We start from the raw sequence: 17,809 nt of genomic DNA, 5'->3' as shown, positions 1-17,809 counted from the left end.
ATATTAGGCAGCCTTTTTAATAAAGTCTTCACTATCTGGAATTTGAATACTTGAAACCTTCTTTTCCAATGATACGACTTTCGCTTTCGTATCATTTACACCTAGGATAAGACCTTTAATATCACCGATAGACTTATTTAAAATCGAGACTTGCCCTTGAAGTTGAGTTGAGACCAATGATGAATCTTGAGCAATACCAGTATTTGACTTTGAAAGAACATCGACATGTGAAAGCGCAGTTTGTAGCTGATTGATTCCACTTGATTGTTCCTGTGTCGCCGATGAGATCTCACCTACAGAAGAAGAAACTCCTTCTACACTAGTAACAATACTTTCTAGAATATCTTCACATTCTTTGGCTATATCCGTTCCCGTTGTGACGCTTGATCTAGCCTCATCAACCACTTTAGAAAAACGATTCTTTGTATCTTCGATGATATTATTAACTTGTGTAACACTTGAAGAGAGCATTTCAGTGATTTCAACAGCAGCACCACCACTCATCTGGGCAAGTTTACCTACTTCCTCTGCAACAACAGCAAATCCCTTACCTGCTTCACCGGCCCTTGCCGCTTCAACAGATGCATTAAAAGAGAGAAGCTTTGTTTGAAAAACAATGTCATTAATGACTTGAGTTTTCTCATCAATACTACTTATGAGAGAAGCAATCTCTTTCATTTTATCGTTATTTAAATCAAGTTCATTCACAATCGTATCAATACTTGTATTAATTGAACTCATCGATAGATTCATATCCACAACAATATTCTTTCCTTTAGAAGCACGATCATAGCTTTCCGTCGCAAGCTGCGATGACTTCATTGCATTATCAGCAGTCATTTTAACCATTGAGCCAATTTCTTCTAATGAAGCTGAAGATTCATGTAATGCGGCATCCTGTTCCTGACTGGCCTCTGATAACTCTGAAGATGTTTTTGAAATATCAGAAGCATTAGAAGTTAAAACAGAAGAACTCTTAGTAAGACTATCTAATGTTTCGCGAATTGAATTAGACATTCTATTTGCAAATGTTACTCCCACAGTTAATCCAATTCCAGTTCCTAAAATCATAACAACAACAAGTAACATATCAATGAATTCAATTTCTTTAGAGACATCATTTGAAAGAGCAACAGCATTCTTTAATTCAATTTTAATACTATCAGTATATTCATCTAAGGCTTGTTGAAAATTACCTGCTGCCTCTGGGCAATGAACTAAAAAAATTTCTAATAGCTTTGCTCGTGCATCTGCATCATAAACCTTACCTAATTCAATCGCCTTAACACCAACACTTTTAAAATCTTCCCACTGCCTGTCGAGCCTATTATAAAGTTCTAACTCTTCTTTGCTTGTTACATATGCTTTAAGCTCCTTTGAAGCATTTTCATAATTATTAACATATTTCAAAGCATTATTAATTGCGCTGGTACGATTATCTAAACTCAGATTCTCAAGCCCTAATGTTCTAACTTGAATTCGTATTTTTTGATAATTAACATCCATCGTATTAAGGAGAGCAGTTCTAGGAATAACTCTCTTTGCTACATCATCTGAAACTTTTGAAAAAGTTATAAAACCATAGAGAGCAACTCCCCCAATGATTAAACTTACAGAAGACATAAATACACATAATAATACAAGTTTTTTCTTAAAGCTAAGATTATTAAACATTTTCTCTCCCTATCCCCAATCACAATATCTAGTTGATAAAACTTCGGCAAAAACAAGAAATTTATTTACTCATCCATTAGCCTTAAATTGACATCACTGTGAACTTTGATTTTTTATCTAAAGCCTAGAGTTAGGTATCTATTCTAAGCGATTAATATTTCTAAAAAAGAAAGCAATGGGTTAAAAATAAAAAAATATAAAAAAAATATAAAAAAATTTTAAAAAATCATTCTTATTTTCTATTTTGGAGTTAGTGGACATAGAGCATCTACAATTAAGGTTGGTGTTTTTGTAAAGTCATCAAACCAGGCACATTCTTTAAAATCCTGATAATGATTCGTATAGAAAGTTTGTCCCATTAACCTTTTATGACATGTTGCAATTGATCCGTCAGAGCTAGACTCTAGATTTTTTAATTTATCCTTGAGTTGATTTAGAGTTTCTTCTGATAGTAATTGATGTATCTGACTTAGTGGTACTCCTGGACCTTTTGGATTCAAGTGATTTACGAAGAGTTGCTTTTCATTTTGACGATTAAGAGGATAGTCTCTTAGCATCTGTTTTCGACAAACCTCAAAGCGATCGACGTAATCAGCTTCAGTAGCAAAGGCATCACTCATTAATCGTGCAAGTTCAATATTTTGATAAAAATTAAACCACTGTCTTCTTCCTGGTTCAGTAGGAAGTTTGGTATTTCGCTTTAAGAAATCATAGAAGTAATTCTGGAACTCATAATTATATCCCCAAGGTGTATACTCTAGGGCCATATATAATCCAGAATCAGAAGAGAGCATCGCCGACTTAATTTGAGTAATTAAATTTCTAAATTGTTCAATATCTCTTAAATTTTGAATTGGGATTGTTAATGGGTTCATGCCTCGAAACTCAGCGTAGAGAGTTACAGCACGATTTGCCAGTTCACGATTAAGTTGTGCGCGGATCTTTGGCTCTATCGTTGAATCAAAGAGACGAATATAAGTTTCAACAAGAGAGATAAAGCCTGCATCATTCCCATCTGCATCTCGATTAAAGACCAGTGTAAACCACGCACCTGCATACTTATCAAATGAGCTCACATAACCACTGGCACATAATTCTCCAAATGTGAAAAAATCACCTGCCTGAAGTAATGTTCCATAGCGATCTTGTATCTTCACATAGTCAGTATCACGCTCTCTTGCAAAAGTTGTTTTGTGAACTGCTATTTGAAATGCACTTTGGGTTTGTTGGTTTTGTTTATTTAAAATATCGTCGACATGGCTATTATAAACATTATTATAATACTTACTAAAAAAAGGGTTAAAGATATTTGTACCCACAACTTTTTGTTTAAACTCTAATTGAATATTAGATTGTTGAGTACCGACAAACTTATCTAACTCAAAGCAGGTATTTGATCTTTTAAACAACTTTCTTGAAAACCCATCAAGAAGCTTCATGTGCCCTTCAATTTGAGTAACTCTTGGATCATCAATATAAAGGGATGAATGAAAATTCTCTTCATTGATTTTATTATCATGTAGTGGCAGGGCCCATGAATAGGCCCCACCAAAAATTAGAATAAATATTAAGATGTTATTTTTCATAATTATGCATCATCTGGAATAACAACTCTTGAAAGCTCTGGCATACAGTAACTATCAAGAAGTGGTGAAACTGGTACACTAGTCGTACGGGCATCTAAACAAGCTGGAATATTTCTATAATGTACTTGATCAATTCCTTGCTCATGAATTTGTTTAATACATGCCAATGCTCCTGTTTCAGGATCTGGTGTTGGTTCTGCTTGGCCATAATTAAATTGATAATTGGCCGCAAGATACTCTTCAACTTTTTCTTGAGAGAGAACTGAATCAAATGCAGCAAGAGAGATCTCAGAGTTTTGACTATTTGGTTTTGTTAAATCAGAAAAATAAGTATTTTCCGGCTCATAACCACCATTAAAATCATCATCAACATTTAAATATTCATCTTCTAAAATACGACGACAATTACTGGCCTTAAAGTATTGATCTATTTGAGCGCGATCAATACGATCTAATTCACTGATAATTTCAGCATTAGCTTCTAAATTCTTCTTCTTTTCGAATAGAAGTTTACCTTCATCATCTTCAAGCTCTAACAGGTCTTGAAATTGTGTGTTCTCAATCCAAGGTGCAACTTCCATAGTTGTCACTCGACCTGCATTTGGATCCTGCATCGTTTTAACAACTGCTTGAACTGACTTTTTGAAACTATCAATATCTGTAGGAATAATATCAGCGATTTCACCTTTACCTAAACCATAGGCCCAAATATTGATTTCTAATCTTTTTGATTGTGTCTCCTCTCTAAATTCACTTGAAATTGTCGTATCAGATGAGCCACCAGAGAAAAATCCACGCATCTTAGCTTTTAGTTGTAATTCAAAATTTACATCTCGCTCACTAGAAGTTGTGCGATAACGAAGTAAACCTAAGAAACTCGAATGACGACCAATCGATCGAACATAATAAGGGCCGCAAGAGTCAAAGAAACCGACAACATCACCTTTTGCCAATAAGCTTTTTGCACTTTCACTTAGCTGACTTTCTCCTTCTGAAAGAGAATGGTAATAACTATCAACATCAATATCAGCAAAGATATAATGGTAATGATAAGTATTTTCTCCAGAAACTTCCGTAAAGAGATTAACGTTTGTTTTTAAGAATAAGAATTTAAAGGTATTCTTTGTTTCAAAAGATTTTGTATACTGACTTTCCCAGTCCTGTTCAATTTCTAAGTAACGATATTTTAAGTCATATGATGGTTGAGTAGTTTTGACTTGCCCCATACAAGTACTTTGATACGTATTTGTTGCAATGGAATATCCCCTTCCCAAAACAGGGGAAATACCCAAGTCATTTAATCGATTATCTCGAATAACTCGCGATGAAGCAAAAACACTACTCGATAATATCGACAGTGTAACTGCCGCCCTCATTAAATTTTTCACATATCCTCCTATGATAATGTTCCAACCCTCTAAATAAAATATGATTAATGAAAAGATATGTAGGTAACTAAGTCAATTTAAGCTCTAGTAAATTCAAGCAAATAAAAACTAAAGGATGATCAAAATTACCGCTAACATTAACGACGCTTAGAATATGAGATAATTTTAGAATGAAAAATATCTTACGTTTTGTTTCATTTATCTTAATTATCTCTTCTTCAACTAACGTATTGGCCTATGGGAATATCTCGAAAGGAAATCTCACAATTGAGCCAATAGTCGGATACGAAAGAGTCCAGTCGATTCTTCCAACGCCTCATACATCCAATCGATTGTTTTACGGTGCTCGTGCTAATTGGGGACCACAGTATTTGTCCCTAGAAGCAGAAGTTACTCAATCAAAAGAAGATGAGACTTATAATTCTGGTACCGTCGAAATGGCCGAGACATCAACGAATTACAAACTTGGTTTAAGAAGTGCATACAATATTGGCTCTTCACTACGCTGGTATTTGCGTGCAGGAGCTAGTGCTCGTGAAAGTAAGTACGAAAGAACAGAGGCAGGAGTTACCACAACACAGGAGCCTGCGACATACGTTTCACCTTATGCAGGAAGTGGTCTAAGTATAAATATGCTTGGAGTATTCTCTCTTAATGCAGGTATTACAGCTGTTTTCACAAATCATCGCGAAATAGAAGAGCCTGAATATCAATCATCACTTGGGTTCTCAATTAGAATATAGAATAAAAAAAAGGCCCTTACCGAAGTGTAAGGGCCTCTTTTCATGCTCGCAGCAAGAGCTACAAGCTGAGCAGAGCAACCGAGTGAAGCTCTACCATCTTTAATATACCATCAAAACATGTTCACCAGAGTTAAGATTTCCTAAATTTGCTCTATTGTTTAGACCATCAATTTTCTATAAAATATAAAGGCCAATCAATAGGAGGATTTGATGATCAAGTTACTAGTGCTAGTAAGTGCACTTTTTATGACTTCATGTGCGACAAAAGTTCATGGTTTAAGAAAAACAGCTGATTTCACATATAGTAATGTTGTGAACGGACGCCTTACTATTGGAGGCATCACACACACAACAGAAAAATGGGATTATAAGAAGAAGATTAACCTGGCCAATCAATTTCGTACAGATGTTCAAGAACAAAGAAAAGACATCATCATCGATAGCACAAGCTATCTCATTAAGCGTATGGGACGAGGCCTCTATAGAGAGATGCTTAGAGAAATCGAAGAGGATTCAACATTATCTGAACAATCTCTAACTCTATTAAACCAAAACCTAACAGATCGCCGCTATATTGCCTTTGCTCGTATTGAAAATGATATCACAAGAAACTCACGTGAAACTGAAGATGTAACAGATACAGAAGGAAAAGCAACAGGAGACAAGAAACTTACGACAACTACAAATCGAGATATGGATATTAACTTCTTTGTCTATGATATAAGAAATAAATATCTCGCTTGGAATGGATTGATAAAAAAGAGTGGATCTAATTCCCTAGACTATCACATTGAAAAGAAAAATGGATTAGTTCAGTTTTTTGATTTAATTACAGGGTCAAAACAAGGCAGTCTTGATAAGAAATACCCTTACCCTAAAAAACCTAGTGAAAGGTATATCTTAAGTCGAGCTTTCTCAGGTTTTGCACAAAACTTACCTGAAAAGGACTAGAGGAAAGAATGATGGAGATCAATATCAATAGCATCACAGAATTTCTAGGATGGTGTACACTAATTAATTTTGGTCTCCTCACCCTTTCGACTATCTCAATCGTATTATTTCGAAAATTTATTATAAGAACACACTCAACACTTTTTGGAATAAAAGAAAAGAAATTACCTAAAATATACTTCAAGTATCTTGCTAACTTTAAACTTGTTGTCATCCTATTAAATTTAACACCCTATTTTGCCTTGAAGCTTATGAAGATGTACTAAATTCACCAAGCTTTTACTGTTACAGTAATGACATCCTCATAAGTACCCGTTTCAGCACTATCAGGAACGGTCCCAAGCCTAACATCGATAGGGTAACTTTCTGCATTGATACTCGTTCCAGTATTTTTCTGAAACATATACGTTTCCTGACCAGCATTTGATAATGAAACATAATTCGTAGGTCCGACCTTAATTTGATAAGGAATATTAGAACTTCCTTTCTTTAGTGCTGATCCATTTTGGGAAGTCATATACACACCAAATCCGACATTTCCCTTCACGTTCAAAGTTGCACTTTGAACTTCATTACTTGTTAATGTTCCAAAATTCATTACATACTGAGTTGATGTTGGATCATGTGAAGCACCTAAAGGCACAAGGCTAAGCTCAGCATATCGAGGAATAATTAGTTGTAGATAAAAATAGGCTGTATTTTCATATGTTAACGATCCATTATTTTCAACACTATAGAAGCTAATCTGTAAGTTATCTCCAAAGTAACCATCACCAGTAGAGAAAACAGAATCAAGGTCTAACTGTTTAACGAAAAAATTAAAATTGTAATTTGTATTATTATCAATTAAAGAACCTGTAATATATTCATTCACTTGTGTTGCGTCAGGATAATCTTTTAATACTGTTACTAAGTTACTATCACCATAAAGATTGTATGGAATACTAGAAGTTCCACTACTGGCCTGTCTATTATAGTTACCAGAGCCACCACGACTAAAAAATGCTCGAAACGTACGACATCGGTTAGCGTTATTACTTCTTCTAATTGAAAAACTGTGTGATACGGCTTGGACATTATTCGTAAGGGTGCCAACAAAGTTATTACTACTTACAGTAAAGTCGCATTCTCTTGCTGCAAAAACATAAATTGGTAATAATAAAATGAAAATAATTACTTTCATACGTTTCCTATTTGATATGAATCTCACCTATATTGATGATCCCCTTTAATCCATTTGCAATATTTAGCTTCTGCATACGTTTTCCACTAACTTTCAATACTGTATCATCGGGATTAACCTCTGCAATAAAGAAACTTCCGTCACGATCTGTAAAAAACACTTGATCGCCAAGCTGACATACTTCTAAAGAAACAGGCTTTCCATTTCTTAAGAGTACACCTTTTAAGCTAAATAGGCCGTTATCATTAACATTAATAAGATGGCCTGATTTATAAGTTGGAAAGAGGATATATTTTTCCTTTTCAAGAGATGTACCTAAATTAAGTGAAGAAGGATCGAGCTGAACATCACGATATTGATAAGCAACCATATCAGTAATTGCGAGGTCTCCCAAAAGAGGAGTTCTTGTATCAGCAAAAGAAGATGTGGACTTAATTATTAAGTTTTGATCATCAATTTCATCACTAGTTTTAAAAATTGCAAAACTATTTGTATTTGTACGTGATTGAGCAAATCCAAATCCATTATCATATGCAAAGAGAGTTGTTGTCGACAAACCAATTCCAATATGACGATAAGAATCACCTTCTGTAGTTCTTGCATATCGCCCTCTTAAGAAGAAGTCGGCCATTGGCGTTGGCATATTAGAAGAAAGTCCTAACTGTGTTGAACTTGTGTCATCGTCTACTGAGATCGTATAGCGAGGATTATAAAGTTCACTACTATTGTCTTGAGTATATGAAAGACGGCTTGTCTTGTCCTCAAAGTCATGAAATGCTGAGATATAGCGATTATCAGCTGGTATTGACCAAGTTAAGAATGCAGAGACAGAATTATCAACACCACTTACACTATCTTTCGTTCGTGAGGCATAAATACTTAGATTCAAGTTTCTTATTGGGTTATAGTTGATGGAGCTTCTTATAAAATTCCTTTCTCCGTCTGCAATGTCTTTAAATTCAGAAATACCGGCGCCAATATTAATTGAGCCACGTCTAAATAAGGGGAAGGCCAGATTTAATTGATAATTATTTCTTAGAAGTTTCAAGTTTAAATCTGAACTTGATCGAAAACTATTAATGAAGTTTTCATAACGTAGGGTAAAGGAAAAATTCTCTAATAAGACACCTGCTACGTCTTGATATTGCCAAGTAAGAGCCGTTGCCACACCATCTGATTGATCACTATTATTGGAGAATGCATTACCGAGAAAGAAATTACCGAAGACTGTGCTTGTCCCATTAACAAGTCCGGCCAATAGGAATTCGTCATCATTTTGAAAATAGGCTCCAGTAGTAAACCAATCATTGACACCATATTGTAGAAAGCCACTATAAAAATCTTCATCAAAATATGATCGCGTTACACCAGAGTCGTCACTTAGGCGTCCAGCACTCAAAGAGTAATCAATCTCTTTTGCCTTAAGTACTGATACAGAAGAAGGAATATCAAATTCAAGGATTTGTTTAACTCCACTACCATTGTCAATTTCGATACGCACATTATTCATACCGTTAACGAGGGGAAGCTTAGAAAGCTTATAATTACCCGCAGGTAAGATTTCACTTTTAACAAGTGAGCCATTCACATAAGTTCGAACGCTTGAGCGGCTTGTTATCTGAAATTCTTTTTCCCCTTGTGAATAAGGTGTTTCATATGGATCAATAGAGAATTGTTTTCTAATATTAATTCCACCAATCGATTTTGCTTGCATAAAACCTAGGCGGCCAGTTGTGGTATCACCAAGACGGGTTCGCATTCTTATTGATTCAAAGTCTTTTGTTAAGCTAAAGTCACGACGAGACCATTCACTATATGCATTAGATGATGAGGATTCATCATAAAACCCATTCATTTCAAGAACATAACTTTTCACATTAATGAATGACTTTATATTTAAAGAAAACTTCTCCCCTCCAAAATACTCATCGCCATATGTTTTATCAATGAGATAATTAATTGAACCGGCAAGAGGTGCTGGCCTTATTTCCTGCCCAGCATATTTGAGCTTTGGATTATCTTCGAGGGAATAGAAAATAGGTCTTAGATCTGAAACCTCGACATCAAGAATAACTTTTAAAGTTTTAGAATCATAAATCAATTTATAAGGAAGAGACTTTGCATCGACCCATTTCTTAGAGATATCAATCCTCTTAAAGCTTTCATCTTTAAGAATTAATCGAAGTTTAGCATTAAGAACTTTGCTATTATATGCTTTTATCTCAGGACCAGAAGCCTTTACTTCAATATCTCCTAAGGACTTTCCTTGTACAACAAATTCAATATAAGTTTCAAAAACACTTTCACCAAATACACTTTTGAAGAGTTCATTTTGACTTTGTGCCAATGTGTAACTTGGAAAACTTAATCCAATGATAAGAAATATAGAAAGTAAATTAGATCTTATCAAATTTAATACTTACCTTATAATTAGATGGTATTTTCAACGTATTTTTAAACTTAAATACTCTTGTTGTTTTGGCCAAAATATTTTGTCCGTTAAGCTTATCTAGTTGCTTGCGGGAAATACTGAATGTCTTTCCATTTTTTTCAAAATTTATATTTAGATTTTTAATATATTGATGAACGTTACCAGAATTTCTCAAATGGACATTAATCCACTCCCCTTTGACTTCATACTTAATTGCTTCTAACTTTGAAGAGGGATTCTTTGGTGGAACATAAACCACATTCATATACTTTAAAAGCATCTTGATTCCACCACTATCTTTCTTATTCCCATTCTTAAGTTTTAATGGAACTTGTTCAGCAACTACACGATATACTCTTTCAACCTCTAATGACGAAGGTCCCTTCCAATCCACTCGTATGGTTTTCCTCTCACCAGGAGAGATTATTAATTGCGGGGGAAATACAGAAATATCATTTGTTACAGGAAGATCTTCTTTTCCGTCAGACTTTTGAAGACGTAGAAAGCCCTTTACCGTAACTGGAATTATTTCATCAGTCGTATTTTCAATTAAGAATTGAGTCGACTTTTGTTTCTTATTAATATCAATCGTTTGGGTTGTTGGCCTAAAAGTGAAGGAAAATAATAAGGGTAAGAATACGAGTAAAACAAGTTGCTTCAAGTCTCCTCCTAAGAGTCTGTAACTGCATCCTTATTATACTAGAATCTTAACTTTTTAGGTATTAGTGGAAAGAAATCTCAAAGACTTTGTGATTGTCTTTTTGAACTTCTTTAATTGTATAGCTCTGCTTATCAATATTGGATTTAATAACCTGTTTTGAATCTTTATCTTTATTCTTTATGACTTGTACCGAGGCCGGAACTCTTCCCTTTAATTTTAATGACTTTGTTCTTCCTGCAAAGCAAAGGTTTGAAAGTAGGGCAAAAAATAGAAAAGGCAGAGTAATTGACTTCATCACTCTGCCTTTCGGCTATCTGACTAATTTACTTTAGTAACTTTTAATTTACAGCAATTTCAAGTGTTACAACATCTTCGTAACTACCTTGAACTAGGTTCTCGTGAGCAACACCTGTATAAGAAATTTCCAGATCCTTATCAACGTTAACACTCGCCGCAGAAGGAAAAGTGAAAACATCAGTCGTTGATAAGTCAACGAGAGCACCATCATATTTTAAATCATAGGCTATTGATGAAGAAGCAACAGACTCATGAACAAGATTACCTAAATTCGCTGATTGAAACGATACCGTATAACCAGAAACAGAGTTCGACTTCTCAGTTACTGTGGCCACTTTAGAATCAGTTTGTGTGGTATCTAAAGGAAGTGTTGAAGCAAGGGCCTCTGGAGTCACTTCAATTGAGATGATTGCTGGAACTGTACCAGTAAGAGTGAGAGTTCCTGTTGTTGCTGCAAATGCAGAAGTTGATAGTAGTGATGTAACGAATAGCGCTTTTAATACTTTCATTTTTTCCTCTTCTTATTTGTGTGGTTTAACTTTTAACACCTATATTTAGAGCAATAACAGTGCCACAAACTTCTAAGAATAATTAACAACTTAGCCACCTAAATTGTATTATTTCTTTGCAAATGTCACAATATGGTCACTTTTTGAACACTCTTGACTGAAGTTTAGGCTAAAAAATAACCACCGAGAAAAAGAAAAACTATTTACTTCGTATTTGTTTTAAACAGCTAATAATTAACAAGACAGCGCCAGCCTCATCAAGGTTTCCGATATAAGGGAGGTTATCAGGGATAATCTCAATCACACCGGCCGTTGGGTTTAGGATATAAATCACTCCTATAACGATTCCAATTAATGGGAGTATTTTCTTAGTAATTAACTTGTTCATAAAACCACGCTAGTTAGAATTAAATTATTTTTATTATACATAAGTGTCAAAAATACTCTAAGTAAGATTCGTTGAATCGCTTATCTCAGATAATTAAAGTTCCGAATAAAATCCAAGAATCGAATAAAGCAACAATCTTAGGAGAATTATGAAAGCATTTTTAAAAAGTCTTAGCTTAAATGCAAAGATTTTACTCATGGCACTTATTCCATTTTTTATCTTCACCTCTATCTTTATCGCATACTCTTATGTTTCAACAAAGGATGCGCTACTTAAAGAAAAACGTCACCAAATTGAAGATGTAACCACAACGACAATGAAGTTTCTCGAGTCAATGAATGAGAAAGTTCAAAAAGGTGAATATTCAATTGATGAAGCCAAGAGTATTAGTAAACACTATATTTCCAGTATTCGCTACGGTCGTGATCACGATGATTATCTCTGGGTAAATGACCTGCATCCTAATATGATTATTCACCCTAGTAAGTCACTCCAAGGTAAGAGTGTCGCTGACTTTAAAGACAAAGCAGGAAAGCCATTATTTAACGATGTTGTTGCCCTTGTTAAGAAGCAAGATAAAGGTTTTATTAACTATATTTGGAATAGTAAGACTGATAAGAATAAATTTGTTGAAAAATATTCTTATGTTGAATTATTCAAGCCATGGGGATGGGTTTTAGGAACAGGTATTTATGTTGAAGACGTTAATAACTATATTTTTAGTGTCTTTCTAAAACAGGCTTCGTTTGGGATTATTGGTTTATTAATCATTGCCGCAATCTTTACCTTTGTTTTAAAAACGGGAGTATCAACACCTCTTCTTTTAATGGCCAACAAACTAAAAGAAACTTCTCAATTTGTTGCCCGCGGCTCAACAACAACATTAAATACTTCGACGCAACTTTCAGCTGCTACTAATGAACAAGCAGCATCTCTTCAGGAGACAGTTGCTTCAGTTGATGAAATCTCATCTATGATTCGTAGAAATACAGAGTTTGCAGAAGAGTCAAAAAAATCAGGAGAACTATCAGAAAGAGAAGTTCAAAATGGTAAGCAAACAATCGATGAAATGCTTATGGCCATCGAAAATATCTCTGAAAATAATACTGATGCAATGAAGAAGATGGAAAATAGTAACCATCAGATTCAAGAGATCCTAAACATTATTAAAGAGATTGAAACTAAAACTCAAATCATTAACGATATTGTCTTTCAAACAAAGCTACTTTCATTCAATGCTTCTGTAGAGGCGGCACGATCAGGTGAAAGTGGTAAAGGCTTTGCTGTTGTTGCAGAAGAAATTGGATCACTAGCTTCAATGTCTGGTAAAGCATCAGATGAAATTAAAGTTCTTATTGATGAGTCTATTAAAAACGTCGAAACAATCGTATCTCAAACAACTAATATGGTTCAAGATGTAATCAATAATAGTGGTAAAACAGTTGAGGCAGGACGTAAAAAAGCAAGTGAATGTAAAGACGTACTCGATAAAATCGTCTTCAACGTACAAAATGTGAATGGCAAGATTACAGAAATTGCTCACGCTTGTAGCGAACAAACTCAAGGTGTAAACGAAATCACAAATGCTATTCGCCTCATTGATGAAACGACACTACAAAATAACAACTCGGCACAAGAGGCATCAAAAGAAGCTTCAAATCTAAAAAACCAGGCCAATAACCTTGATCTTGTAGTTAAGTCAGTTATCGAACTTGTAAGCGGAAACAGAGCAGCATAATTTTTATATTCTAGAGGTGGGCCCAGTGCTCACCTCTCTTCACACCAATAATTAAAGGGTTGTAAATACACAGAAACAACTGTTTCAATATTCAAACTTTTATTTGACACTGTCTACATTTATGCTAAGATAATTTCAGATTCAGATATTTATATTGGCTGGATGGAGTGTCCATTACTTAAAATTCATTTCTTCTTTCTTTTTATAGCAATTCTTTCTTATATACATTCTTTGAACAACCCTACACTCCTTCGGCCATATAAATCTGAATTCATATCTTTTTTGCGCTTATGAAGAAATCCACGTAAAATATTTTTATGGATAAGAAATTTGAAACTCTCTATTATTTTATGAATGAAAATGTCTCTGTCATTGAAACAAAGAGAACAGACCTTGGTGATGATGCAAAAAAAGAAGAACTCTATCAGTGGTTCTTTGTTTTTAATGAGGAACTTTCTTTAGAAAAACTTGAGTTTGAGTCTGCATTCGTCGACCAGGTCAATGGTAATGAGATCAATGTTCGTAAATTTAAAAATGCGGAGTTTCGATTTGATGATAGTTTTGGAAAGTTTCAAAACAAAGAAGGCGGACATATTATTATGAAAGTTCCAAATGCCGTTCTACCTCAACCTCTCGAAGATCTAATTTCAAAGAACCTATAGAAGTTTTTTCTCTCTTAAATAAAATCAAATAAGAACTAAAATAATTTTAGTTAATTATTTAAGGGAGAGATATGAAAGTTTTTTTACCATTATTTATTTTAGTTTTTCTAACATCTTGTGCAGCTAAATATGGAATTGTTGCTGGTGCACAGATGCCTAAGTATGAAGAAGATGTCACAATCATCGATTTATTTGGTGGCAGTGATACAGACCTTGAACCTTATACAACTGACGGGACAGGCTTTCACATTGGAATCTCAGAAGAGACAGACTGGCTTTTAACAAAAATATCTTATTATCAAAATACCTATAGTAATGAATCTTATAAATTAGAATCTAGTACAATTAAAACTGATCTAAAAGAAAGTGGTGTCATGGGAACGACTGGATTTAAGCTTTGGTGGTTTCAACCACTTTTTGGATTTAAGTATGTATCAAGGGAATATAGCAACCCTCAAGCTCCTTCAGATACAAACTATATTCTCTGGACACTTGGAATGGATATAGAAGTACCAATGAGTAAGCGTTTTTACGTCTATGGTGGATATCACTATAGTTCGGGATCAGATTTAGATATTACTCACGATACTGAATTTACTGTAAAAACGATGGTCTTAGGTCTTCGTTATAACTTTTCTGAATAAACTTTTCGCCAAATCTCTAAGAGCTTAATTGGAATTGGCTCTTTCAAAGGTGAAATATCAAACTTTTCAAAAAGATACTTATCAGCGAGATCTTCACTTTCTTCAAATTGAAGGTTTCGCTTTTCTTGAATATCTAAATCACTTTGACAATTTCCACCTTCGCTTTGTCCCGGCTCACATGGATTGAAAGCAATACAACCATAAGGCTTATGATCTACACCTAGGCCACATCCAAAACTTGGATAAAAATAAAAAGGACATGTATAAGACTTTCTAAAAAACTCTCCAGCTCCTATTTGAATATATTTATCCAGCCTGAATTCAGATATGCAGTCCTCTAATCGTCTTCTTGTTTCTTGATTCAGTAGATCTTTTTCTTCTAGAGCTGCCATGGCCTCAAGTGCTTCAATCGATGTCATCTGCATTGAATTCGCTTCGTATGTACAACAGCGCCCAGTACAATTCATGCAATCAAGACCTTTTTTTTCATTATCATACATTTGCTCAGATAGAAGAGCACGTCTTGTCTTAGCTTCTGCTAGGCCAACATCTGAATAGACATTTTTTAATAGATCTTTAAAGTTCAAAGAATTCATCTTCTAATATCTGCTTCTTATTTTTTACGGACTGTACTTTTGTTTTCTCAAATGAAAGATTTGAATCTCGGTAATCATCTAACTCTTCAGGCGTGATTACTTTTACGACTTTCAATTTATTCAAGATTGAATTTACAATTTTATTAGCAAACTCTGTTAACTCTTTATCGCGAAAAGATTGAGAGTATACTTTGGGATTTGGAAGCAACATTGCTAGAAATGCAGCCTCTTTTGGATTTAGATCATCTGGTCGTTTTTTAAAGTAAAACCAACTGGCCTCAGTGATACCGTAAAGTCCTTCTCCAAATTCAATGATATTTAAATAAGTTTCTAGGATCTTATCTTTTGTTAAACGATTCTCTAAATACATTGTCGAAAAGAGTTCAAATACTTTTCTTTGCAGGCTTCTTTCACTCTTTGTATAGAGATTCTTTATCAGCTGTTGTGAGATCGTACTTGCCCCTCTTAACTTCTCTCCATTTAAATGATCCTTGATGGCCATGTAAATTTGCCTTAGATCAACTCCTTGATGGTTATAGAAGGACCAATCCTCACTAACAATAAAAGCATAGTAAACATGCTTTGGTAAGGCCTTAAGACTTGCCCACTTGCGAGGTCTCTTGTGAACGATACGGTAATGAATTGACTCATTCCTATATTCATTTTTGACGTAGCTATTTGCCAGTTTATTAATATTTAAAACTGGTACTTGCGTAAAGAGGTAACCACTGAGAAGCCCTCCTACAAGGATGAATAGTAGAATCATTTTCTTAAGCATTAGACGCAATATAGCATGTTTTTACTTTACTTGAATAGTCCAGTATAGACATCTTCCCTACTGATCTCGTTCATATTATTAATAACTTAGCCTGCTAAATCGGCATTATTTACCGACATCGATAAAATCACCTTAATTAATTACGCATGCACTCCACAACACCCGATTCGTTTATTGCTACACATACAAACGGAGTTGACATGTTTACAAAATCATTAAAAATGATGACGGCATCTTGCTGCCTCATATTCGCCACCACACAAACATTTGCCCAAGAGGAAGCCTCTTTCCCTATAGGTAGAATAACTCAATTAAATGCTCTATATACTTCACCTCAAGGTGACGGAAGCGCAAAAGAAGTTTCAATTGAAGGCTTTGGTGATTTTATAAATCCAAAACTTGAAGTTGAAAACTATAATGGAATCCTAATGTTTCGAGTAGAAAATGAAGCCTTTGAGCTCGATTTATCTTCTCTTCCAATCAGGGATGCCAATAAGATTGATCTTGATAATATTAATTATACAAATGGAAATGCTGACCTTTCACTGGGCCTAACAAATATTAATGCCACCGGAGAAGGGTTTAGAACGACACTTACAAACTCAAGAATTCAATGCCAAAAAAGAGAACGCGAAGGAAGTGAATATGAACAACTTCTTCAAAACTGCTTCAACTATCTAACACTAAATGTGGATAAGGCCTATTTTAAAAGTGATGAAAGAAGTTTCTATAATGTAACAAATGAGTATGAAACACTTGGTGATGCTGTTGAGATCGATGGGATCAGTCTTAATATTCGAAATGGTAAATTTAATGGACACCTTAAAGGAAATATTTCTAAGGGTGTAAAAGTTAAATTCGAGGGCCGCTCTTCATACGATTTAGATAATAAAATTATCAATATAAAAATTGAAAAGGCAAAGGCCGGATTCTTTAACGTACGTCGTACAATCTTTAAAGAACTAGAGCGCTTCGAAAGTAATACTATCGAAGTTGATGAACCAAATATTTATATTATTCTACAAGACTAAAATATTCTGAGAGGATCTTAATTGATCCTCTCCATTAATTCTTCATTTGAATTCACAACAGTAATTAATTCATAATGCTCTTTTGAAACAAACCCTTCTGCTACAGAAAGTTCAATATGCTTAATTAAGTGATCAAAATAACCATTAACATTAACCAAGTAAATTGGCTTTTTGTGATATTGAAGCTGGGCCCAAGTAGTTATCTCAAATAGCTCATCAAGAGTTCCAAAGCCTCCTGGGTATGTCACAAAGCAATCCGATAATTCATACATCTTCTCTTTACGTGTATGCATTGTTTCTACTTCAATAAACTCGGTTAAACCTTGATGTCCGACTTCCCAATCAATAAGTGACTTAGGCATTACACCTATAACGTGTCCATCTTTTGCAAGCATAGTATCAGCGATTTTTCCCATCACACCAATTGAGGCTCCACCGTAAACAAGGTAGTGGCCATTTCCGACAAGCTTTTCCCCCAGATCAGTTGCCTGCTCTAAATAGACTTTACTCTTTCCACTTGATGATCCACAAAATACACATACTCTCATT

19 protein-coding genes are annotated in these 17,809 nt (G+C 34.6%); 7 read left to right on the top strand and 12 right to left on the bottom strand.

Annotated features, from left to right (window positions below; translation table 11 throughout):
* Window positions 1-3: 3 nt before the first annotated feature.
* The 3 genes from VCM44_RS02685 to VCM44_RS02675 form a co-directional block, all read right to left on the bottom strand.
* Window positions 4-1,674 carry a HAMP domain-containing methyl-accepting chemotaxis protein gene (locus VCM44_RS02685; protein ID WP_334677938.1) on the bottom strand — a complete coding sequence of 557 codons (1,671 nt, stop codon included), beginning with the start codon at window positions 1,672-1,674 and terminating at the stop codon, window positions 4-6.
* A 239-nt stretch (window positions 1,675-1,913) separates the two neighbouring features.
* Window positions 1,914-3,260, bottom strand: a complete 1,347-nt coding sequence (locus tag VCM44_RS02680; RefSeq protein WP_334677937.1) for a hypothetical protein — start codon at window positions 3,258-3,260, stop codon at window positions 1,914-1,916.
* A gap of 2 nt (window positions 3,261-3,262) precedes the next feature.
* On the bottom strand, window positions 3,263-4,648 hold the full coding sequence (locus VCM44_RS02675; RefSeq protein ID WP_162929706.1) for a hypothetical protein: 1,386 nt from the start codon (window positions 4,646-4,648) through the stop codon (window positions 3,263-3,265).
* A gap of 170 nt (window positions 4,649-4,818) precedes the next feature.
* Between VCM44_RS02675 and VCM44_RS02670 the strand changes: the two genes are divergently transcribed.
* The 3 genes from VCM44_RS02670 (at window position 4,819) to VCM44_RS15115 (ending at window position 6,608) form a co-directional block, all read left to right on the top strand.
* Window positions 4,819-5,391 carry an outer membrane beta-barrel protein gene (locus tag VCM44_RS02670; RefSeq protein WP_334677936.1) on the top strand — a complete coding sequence of 191 codons (573 nt, stop codon included), beginning with the start codon at window positions 4,819-4,821 and terminating at the stop codon, window positions 5,389-5,391.
* Window positions 5,392-5,601: 210 nt separating this feature from the next.
* Window positions 5,602-6,342 (top strand): hypothetical protein, encoded by a 741-nt coding sequence (locus tag VCM44_RS02665; protein ID WP_334677935.1) that lies wholly within the window; start codon window positions 5,602-5,604, stop codon window positions 6,340-6,342.
* Between the two features lie 8 nt (window positions 6,343-6,350).
* On the top strand, window positions 6,351-6,608 hold the full coding sequence (locus VCM44_RS15115) for a DUF6868 family protein (RefSeq protein WP_442905000.1): 258 nt from the start codon (window positions 6,351-6,353) through the stop codon (window positions 6,606-6,608).
* A gap of 2 nt (window positions 6,609-6,610) precedes the next feature.
* Here the strand turns inward: VCM44_RS15115 and VCM44_RS02660 are convergent, their stop codons facing one another.
* The 6 genes from VCM44_RS02660 to VCM44_RS02635 form a co-directional block, all read right to left on the bottom strand.
* Entirely contained in the window at window positions 6,611-7,525 is a 915-nt protein-coding gene (locus VCM44_RS02660; RefSeq protein ID WP_334677934.1) for a hypothetical protein, read from the bottom strand.
* Window positions 7,526-7,532: 7 nt separating this feature from the next.
* Window positions 7,533-9,872: a fimbria/pilus outer membrane usher protein gene (locus tag VCM44_RS02655; RefSeq protein ID WP_334677933.1), complete on the bottom strand. Its 2,340-nt coding sequence runs from the start codon at window positions 9,870-9,872 to the stop codon at window positions 7,533-7,535.
* Window positions 9,873-9,921: 49 nt separating this feature from the next.
* The gene (locus VCM44_RS02650) at window positions 9,922-10,617 is read right to left on the bottom strand and encodes a fimbrial biogenesis chaperone (protein ID WP_334677932.1); all 696 of its coding nucleotides are present in this window, start codon (window positions 10,615-10,617) and stop codon (window positions 9,922-9,924) included.
* A 61-nt stretch (window positions 10,618-10,678) separates the two neighbouring features.
* On the bottom strand, window positions 10,679-10,912 hold the full coding sequence (locus VCM44_RS02645; RefSeq protein WP_334677931.1) for a hypothetical protein: 234 nt from the start codon (window positions 10,910-10,912) through the stop codon (window positions 10,679-10,681).
* 43 nt (window positions 10,913-10,955) lie between these two features.
* Window positions 10,956-11,423, bottom strand: coding sequence for a fimbrial protein (locus VCM44_RS02640; protein WP_334677930.1), 468 nt, complete (start codon window positions 11,421-11,423; stop codon window positions 10,956-10,958).
* Between the two features lie 199 nt (window positions 11,424-11,622).
* Window positions 11,623-11,811: a DUF1232 domain-containing protein gene (locus VCM44_RS02635; RefSeq protein ID WP_334677929.1), complete on the bottom strand. Its 189-nt coding sequence runs from the start codon at window positions 11,809-11,811 to the stop codon at window positions 11,623-11,625.
* 148 nt (window positions 11,812-11,959) lie between these two features.
* On the opposite strand from VCM44_RS02635, the gene VCM44_RS02630 reads away from it, so the two are divergent.
* The 3 genes from VCM44_RS02630 to VCM44_RS02620 all read left to right on the top strand — a co-directional run bounded on the left by VCM44_RS02630 (window position 11,960) and on the right by VCM44_RS02620 (window position 14,855).
* Window positions 11,960-13,549: a methyl-accepting chemotaxis protein gene (locus tag VCM44_RS02630; protein WP_114705741.1), complete on the top strand. Its 1,590-nt coding sequence runs from the start codon at window positions 11,960-11,962 to the stop codon at window positions 13,547-13,549.
* Between the two features lie 317 nt (window positions 13,550-13,866).
* A complete protein-coding gene (locus VCM44_RS02625; protein WP_120405505.1) occupies window positions 13,867-14,211 on the top strand; it encodes a hypothetical protein in 345 nt (114 codons plus the stop codon).
* Window positions 14,212-14,282: 71 nt separating this feature from the next.
* Window positions 14,283-14,855, top strand: a complete 573-nt coding sequence (locus VCM44_RS02620) for a hypothetical protein (protein ID WP_114705743.1) — start codon at window positions 14,283-14,285, stop codon at window positions 14,853-14,855.
* Here VCM44_RS02620 and VCM44_RS02615 read toward each other — a convergent pair.
* Complete coding sequence (locus VCM44_RS02615) at window positions 14,837-15,451, bottom strand: hypothetical protein (RefSeq protein WP_334677928.1); 615 nt, start codon at window positions 15,449-15,451, stop codon at window positions 14,837-14,839. The two genes, VCM44_RS02620 and VCM44_RS02615, sit on opposite strands and share 19 nt — an antisense overlap.
* Window positions 15,432-16,229: a biosynthetic peptidoglycan transglycosylase gene (locus VCM44_RS02610; RefSeq protein WP_114705745.1), complete on the bottom strand. Its 798-nt coding sequence runs from the start codon at window positions 16,227-16,229 to the stop codon at window positions 15,432-15,434. The genes VCM44_RS02615 and VCM44_RS02610 overlap by 20 nt, the downstream gene beginning before the upstream one ends.
* A 200-nt stretch (window positions 16,230-16,429) precedes the next feature.
* Here VCM44_RS02610 and VCM44_RS02605 point away from each other — a divergent pair, with 200 nt between their 5' ends.
* Entirely contained in the window at window positions 16,430-17,260 is an 831-nt protein-coding gene (locus VCM44_RS02605; RefSeq protein ID WP_334677927.1) for a hypothetical protein, read from the top strand.
* Window positions 17,261-17,277: 17 nt separating this feature from the next.
* Here the strand turns inward: VCM44_RS02605 and VCM44_RS02600 are convergent, their stop codons facing one another.
* Window positions 17,278-17,808 (bottom strand): TIGR00730 family Rossman fold protein, encoded by a 531-nt coding sequence (locus tag VCM44_RS02600; protein WP_334677926.1) that lies wholly within the window; start codon window positions 17,806-17,808, stop codon window positions 17,278-17,280.
* Window position 17,809: the final 1 nt, after the last annotated feature.

It is taken from the genome of Halobacteriovorax sp. DPLXC-1, assembly GCF_036903125.1.
In the GTDB taxonomy this organism is placed as follows: domain Bacteria; phylum Bdellovibrionota; class Bacteriovoracia; order Bacteriovoracales; family Bacteriovoracaceae; genus Halobacteriovorax_A; species Halobacteriovorax_A vibrionivorans.
The sequence above is the reverse complement of the archived record's forward strand: the minus strand, read 5'-3'. Positions and strand labels throughout refer to the sequence as shown.

Excerpts from the sequence above, each read along its gene's own strand:
- VCM44_RS02660 (WP_334677934.1), bottom strand. The coding sequence starts at position 7,525 with ATGAAAGTAATTATTTTCATTTTATTATTACCAATTTATGTTTTTGCA.
- VCM44_RS02605 (WP_334677927.1), top strand. The coding sequence starts at position 16,430 with ATGTTTACAAAATCATTAAAAATGATGACGGCATCTTGCTGCCTCATA.
- VCM44_RS02615 (WP_334677928.1), bottom strand. The coding sequence starts at position 15,451 with ATGAATTCTTTGAACTTTAAAGATCTATTAAAAAATGTCTATTCAGAT.
- VCM44_RS02680 (WP_334677937.1), bottom strand. The coding sequence starts at position 3,260 with ATGAAAAATAACATCTTAATATTTATTCTAATTTTTGGTGGGGCCTAT.
- VCM44_RS02665 (WP_334677935.1), top strand. The coding sequence starts at position 5,602 with ATGATCAAGTTACTAGTGCTAGTAAGTGCACTTTTTATGACTTCATGT.
- VCM44_RS02600 (WP_334677926.1), bottom strand. The coding sequence starts at position 17,808 with ATGAGAGTATGTGTATTTTGTGGATCATCAAGTGGAAAGAGTAAAGTC.
- VCM44_RS02610 (WP_114705745.1), bottom strand. The coding sequence starts at position 16,229 with ATGCTTAAGAAAATGATTCTACTATTCATCCTTGTAGGAGGGCTTCTC.
- VCM44_RS02640 (WP_334677930.1), bottom strand. The coding sequence starts at position 11,423 with ATGAAAGTATTAAAAGCGCTATTCGTTACATCACTACTATCAACTTCT.
- VCM44_RS02645 (WP_334677931.1), bottom strand. The coding sequence starts at position 10,912 with ATGAAGTCAATTACTCTGCCTTTTCTATTTTTTGCCCTACTTTCAAAC.
- VCM44_RS02635 (WP_334677929.1), bottom strand. The coding sequence starts at position 11,811 with ATGAACAAGTTAATTACTAAGAAAATACTCCCATTAATTGGAATCGTT.
- VCM44_RS15115 (WP_442905000.1), top strand. The coding sequence starts at position 6,351 with ATGATGGAGATCAATATCAATAGCATCACAGAATTTCTAGGATGGTGT.
- VCM44_RS02625 (WP_120405505.1), top strand. The coding sequence starts at position 13,867 with ATGGATAAGAAATTTGAAACTCTCTATTATTTTATGAATGAAAATGTC.
- VCM44_RS02685 (WP_334677938.1), bottom strand. The coding sequence starts at position 1,674 with ATGTTTAATAATCTTAGCTTTAAGAAAAAACTTGTATTATTATGTGTA.
- VCM44_RS02670 (WP_334677936.1), top strand. The coding sequence starts at position 4,819 with ATGAAAAATATCTTACGTTTTGTTTCATTTATCTTAATTATCTCTTCT.
- VCM44_RS02630 (WP_114705741.1), top strand. The coding sequence starts at position 11,960 with ATGAAAGCATTTTTAAAAAGTCTTAGCTTAAATGCAAAGATTTTACTC.
- VCM44_RS02620 (WP_114705743.1), top strand. The coding sequence starts at position 14,283 with ATGAAAGTTTTTTTACCATTATTTATTTTAGTTTTTCTAACATCTTGT.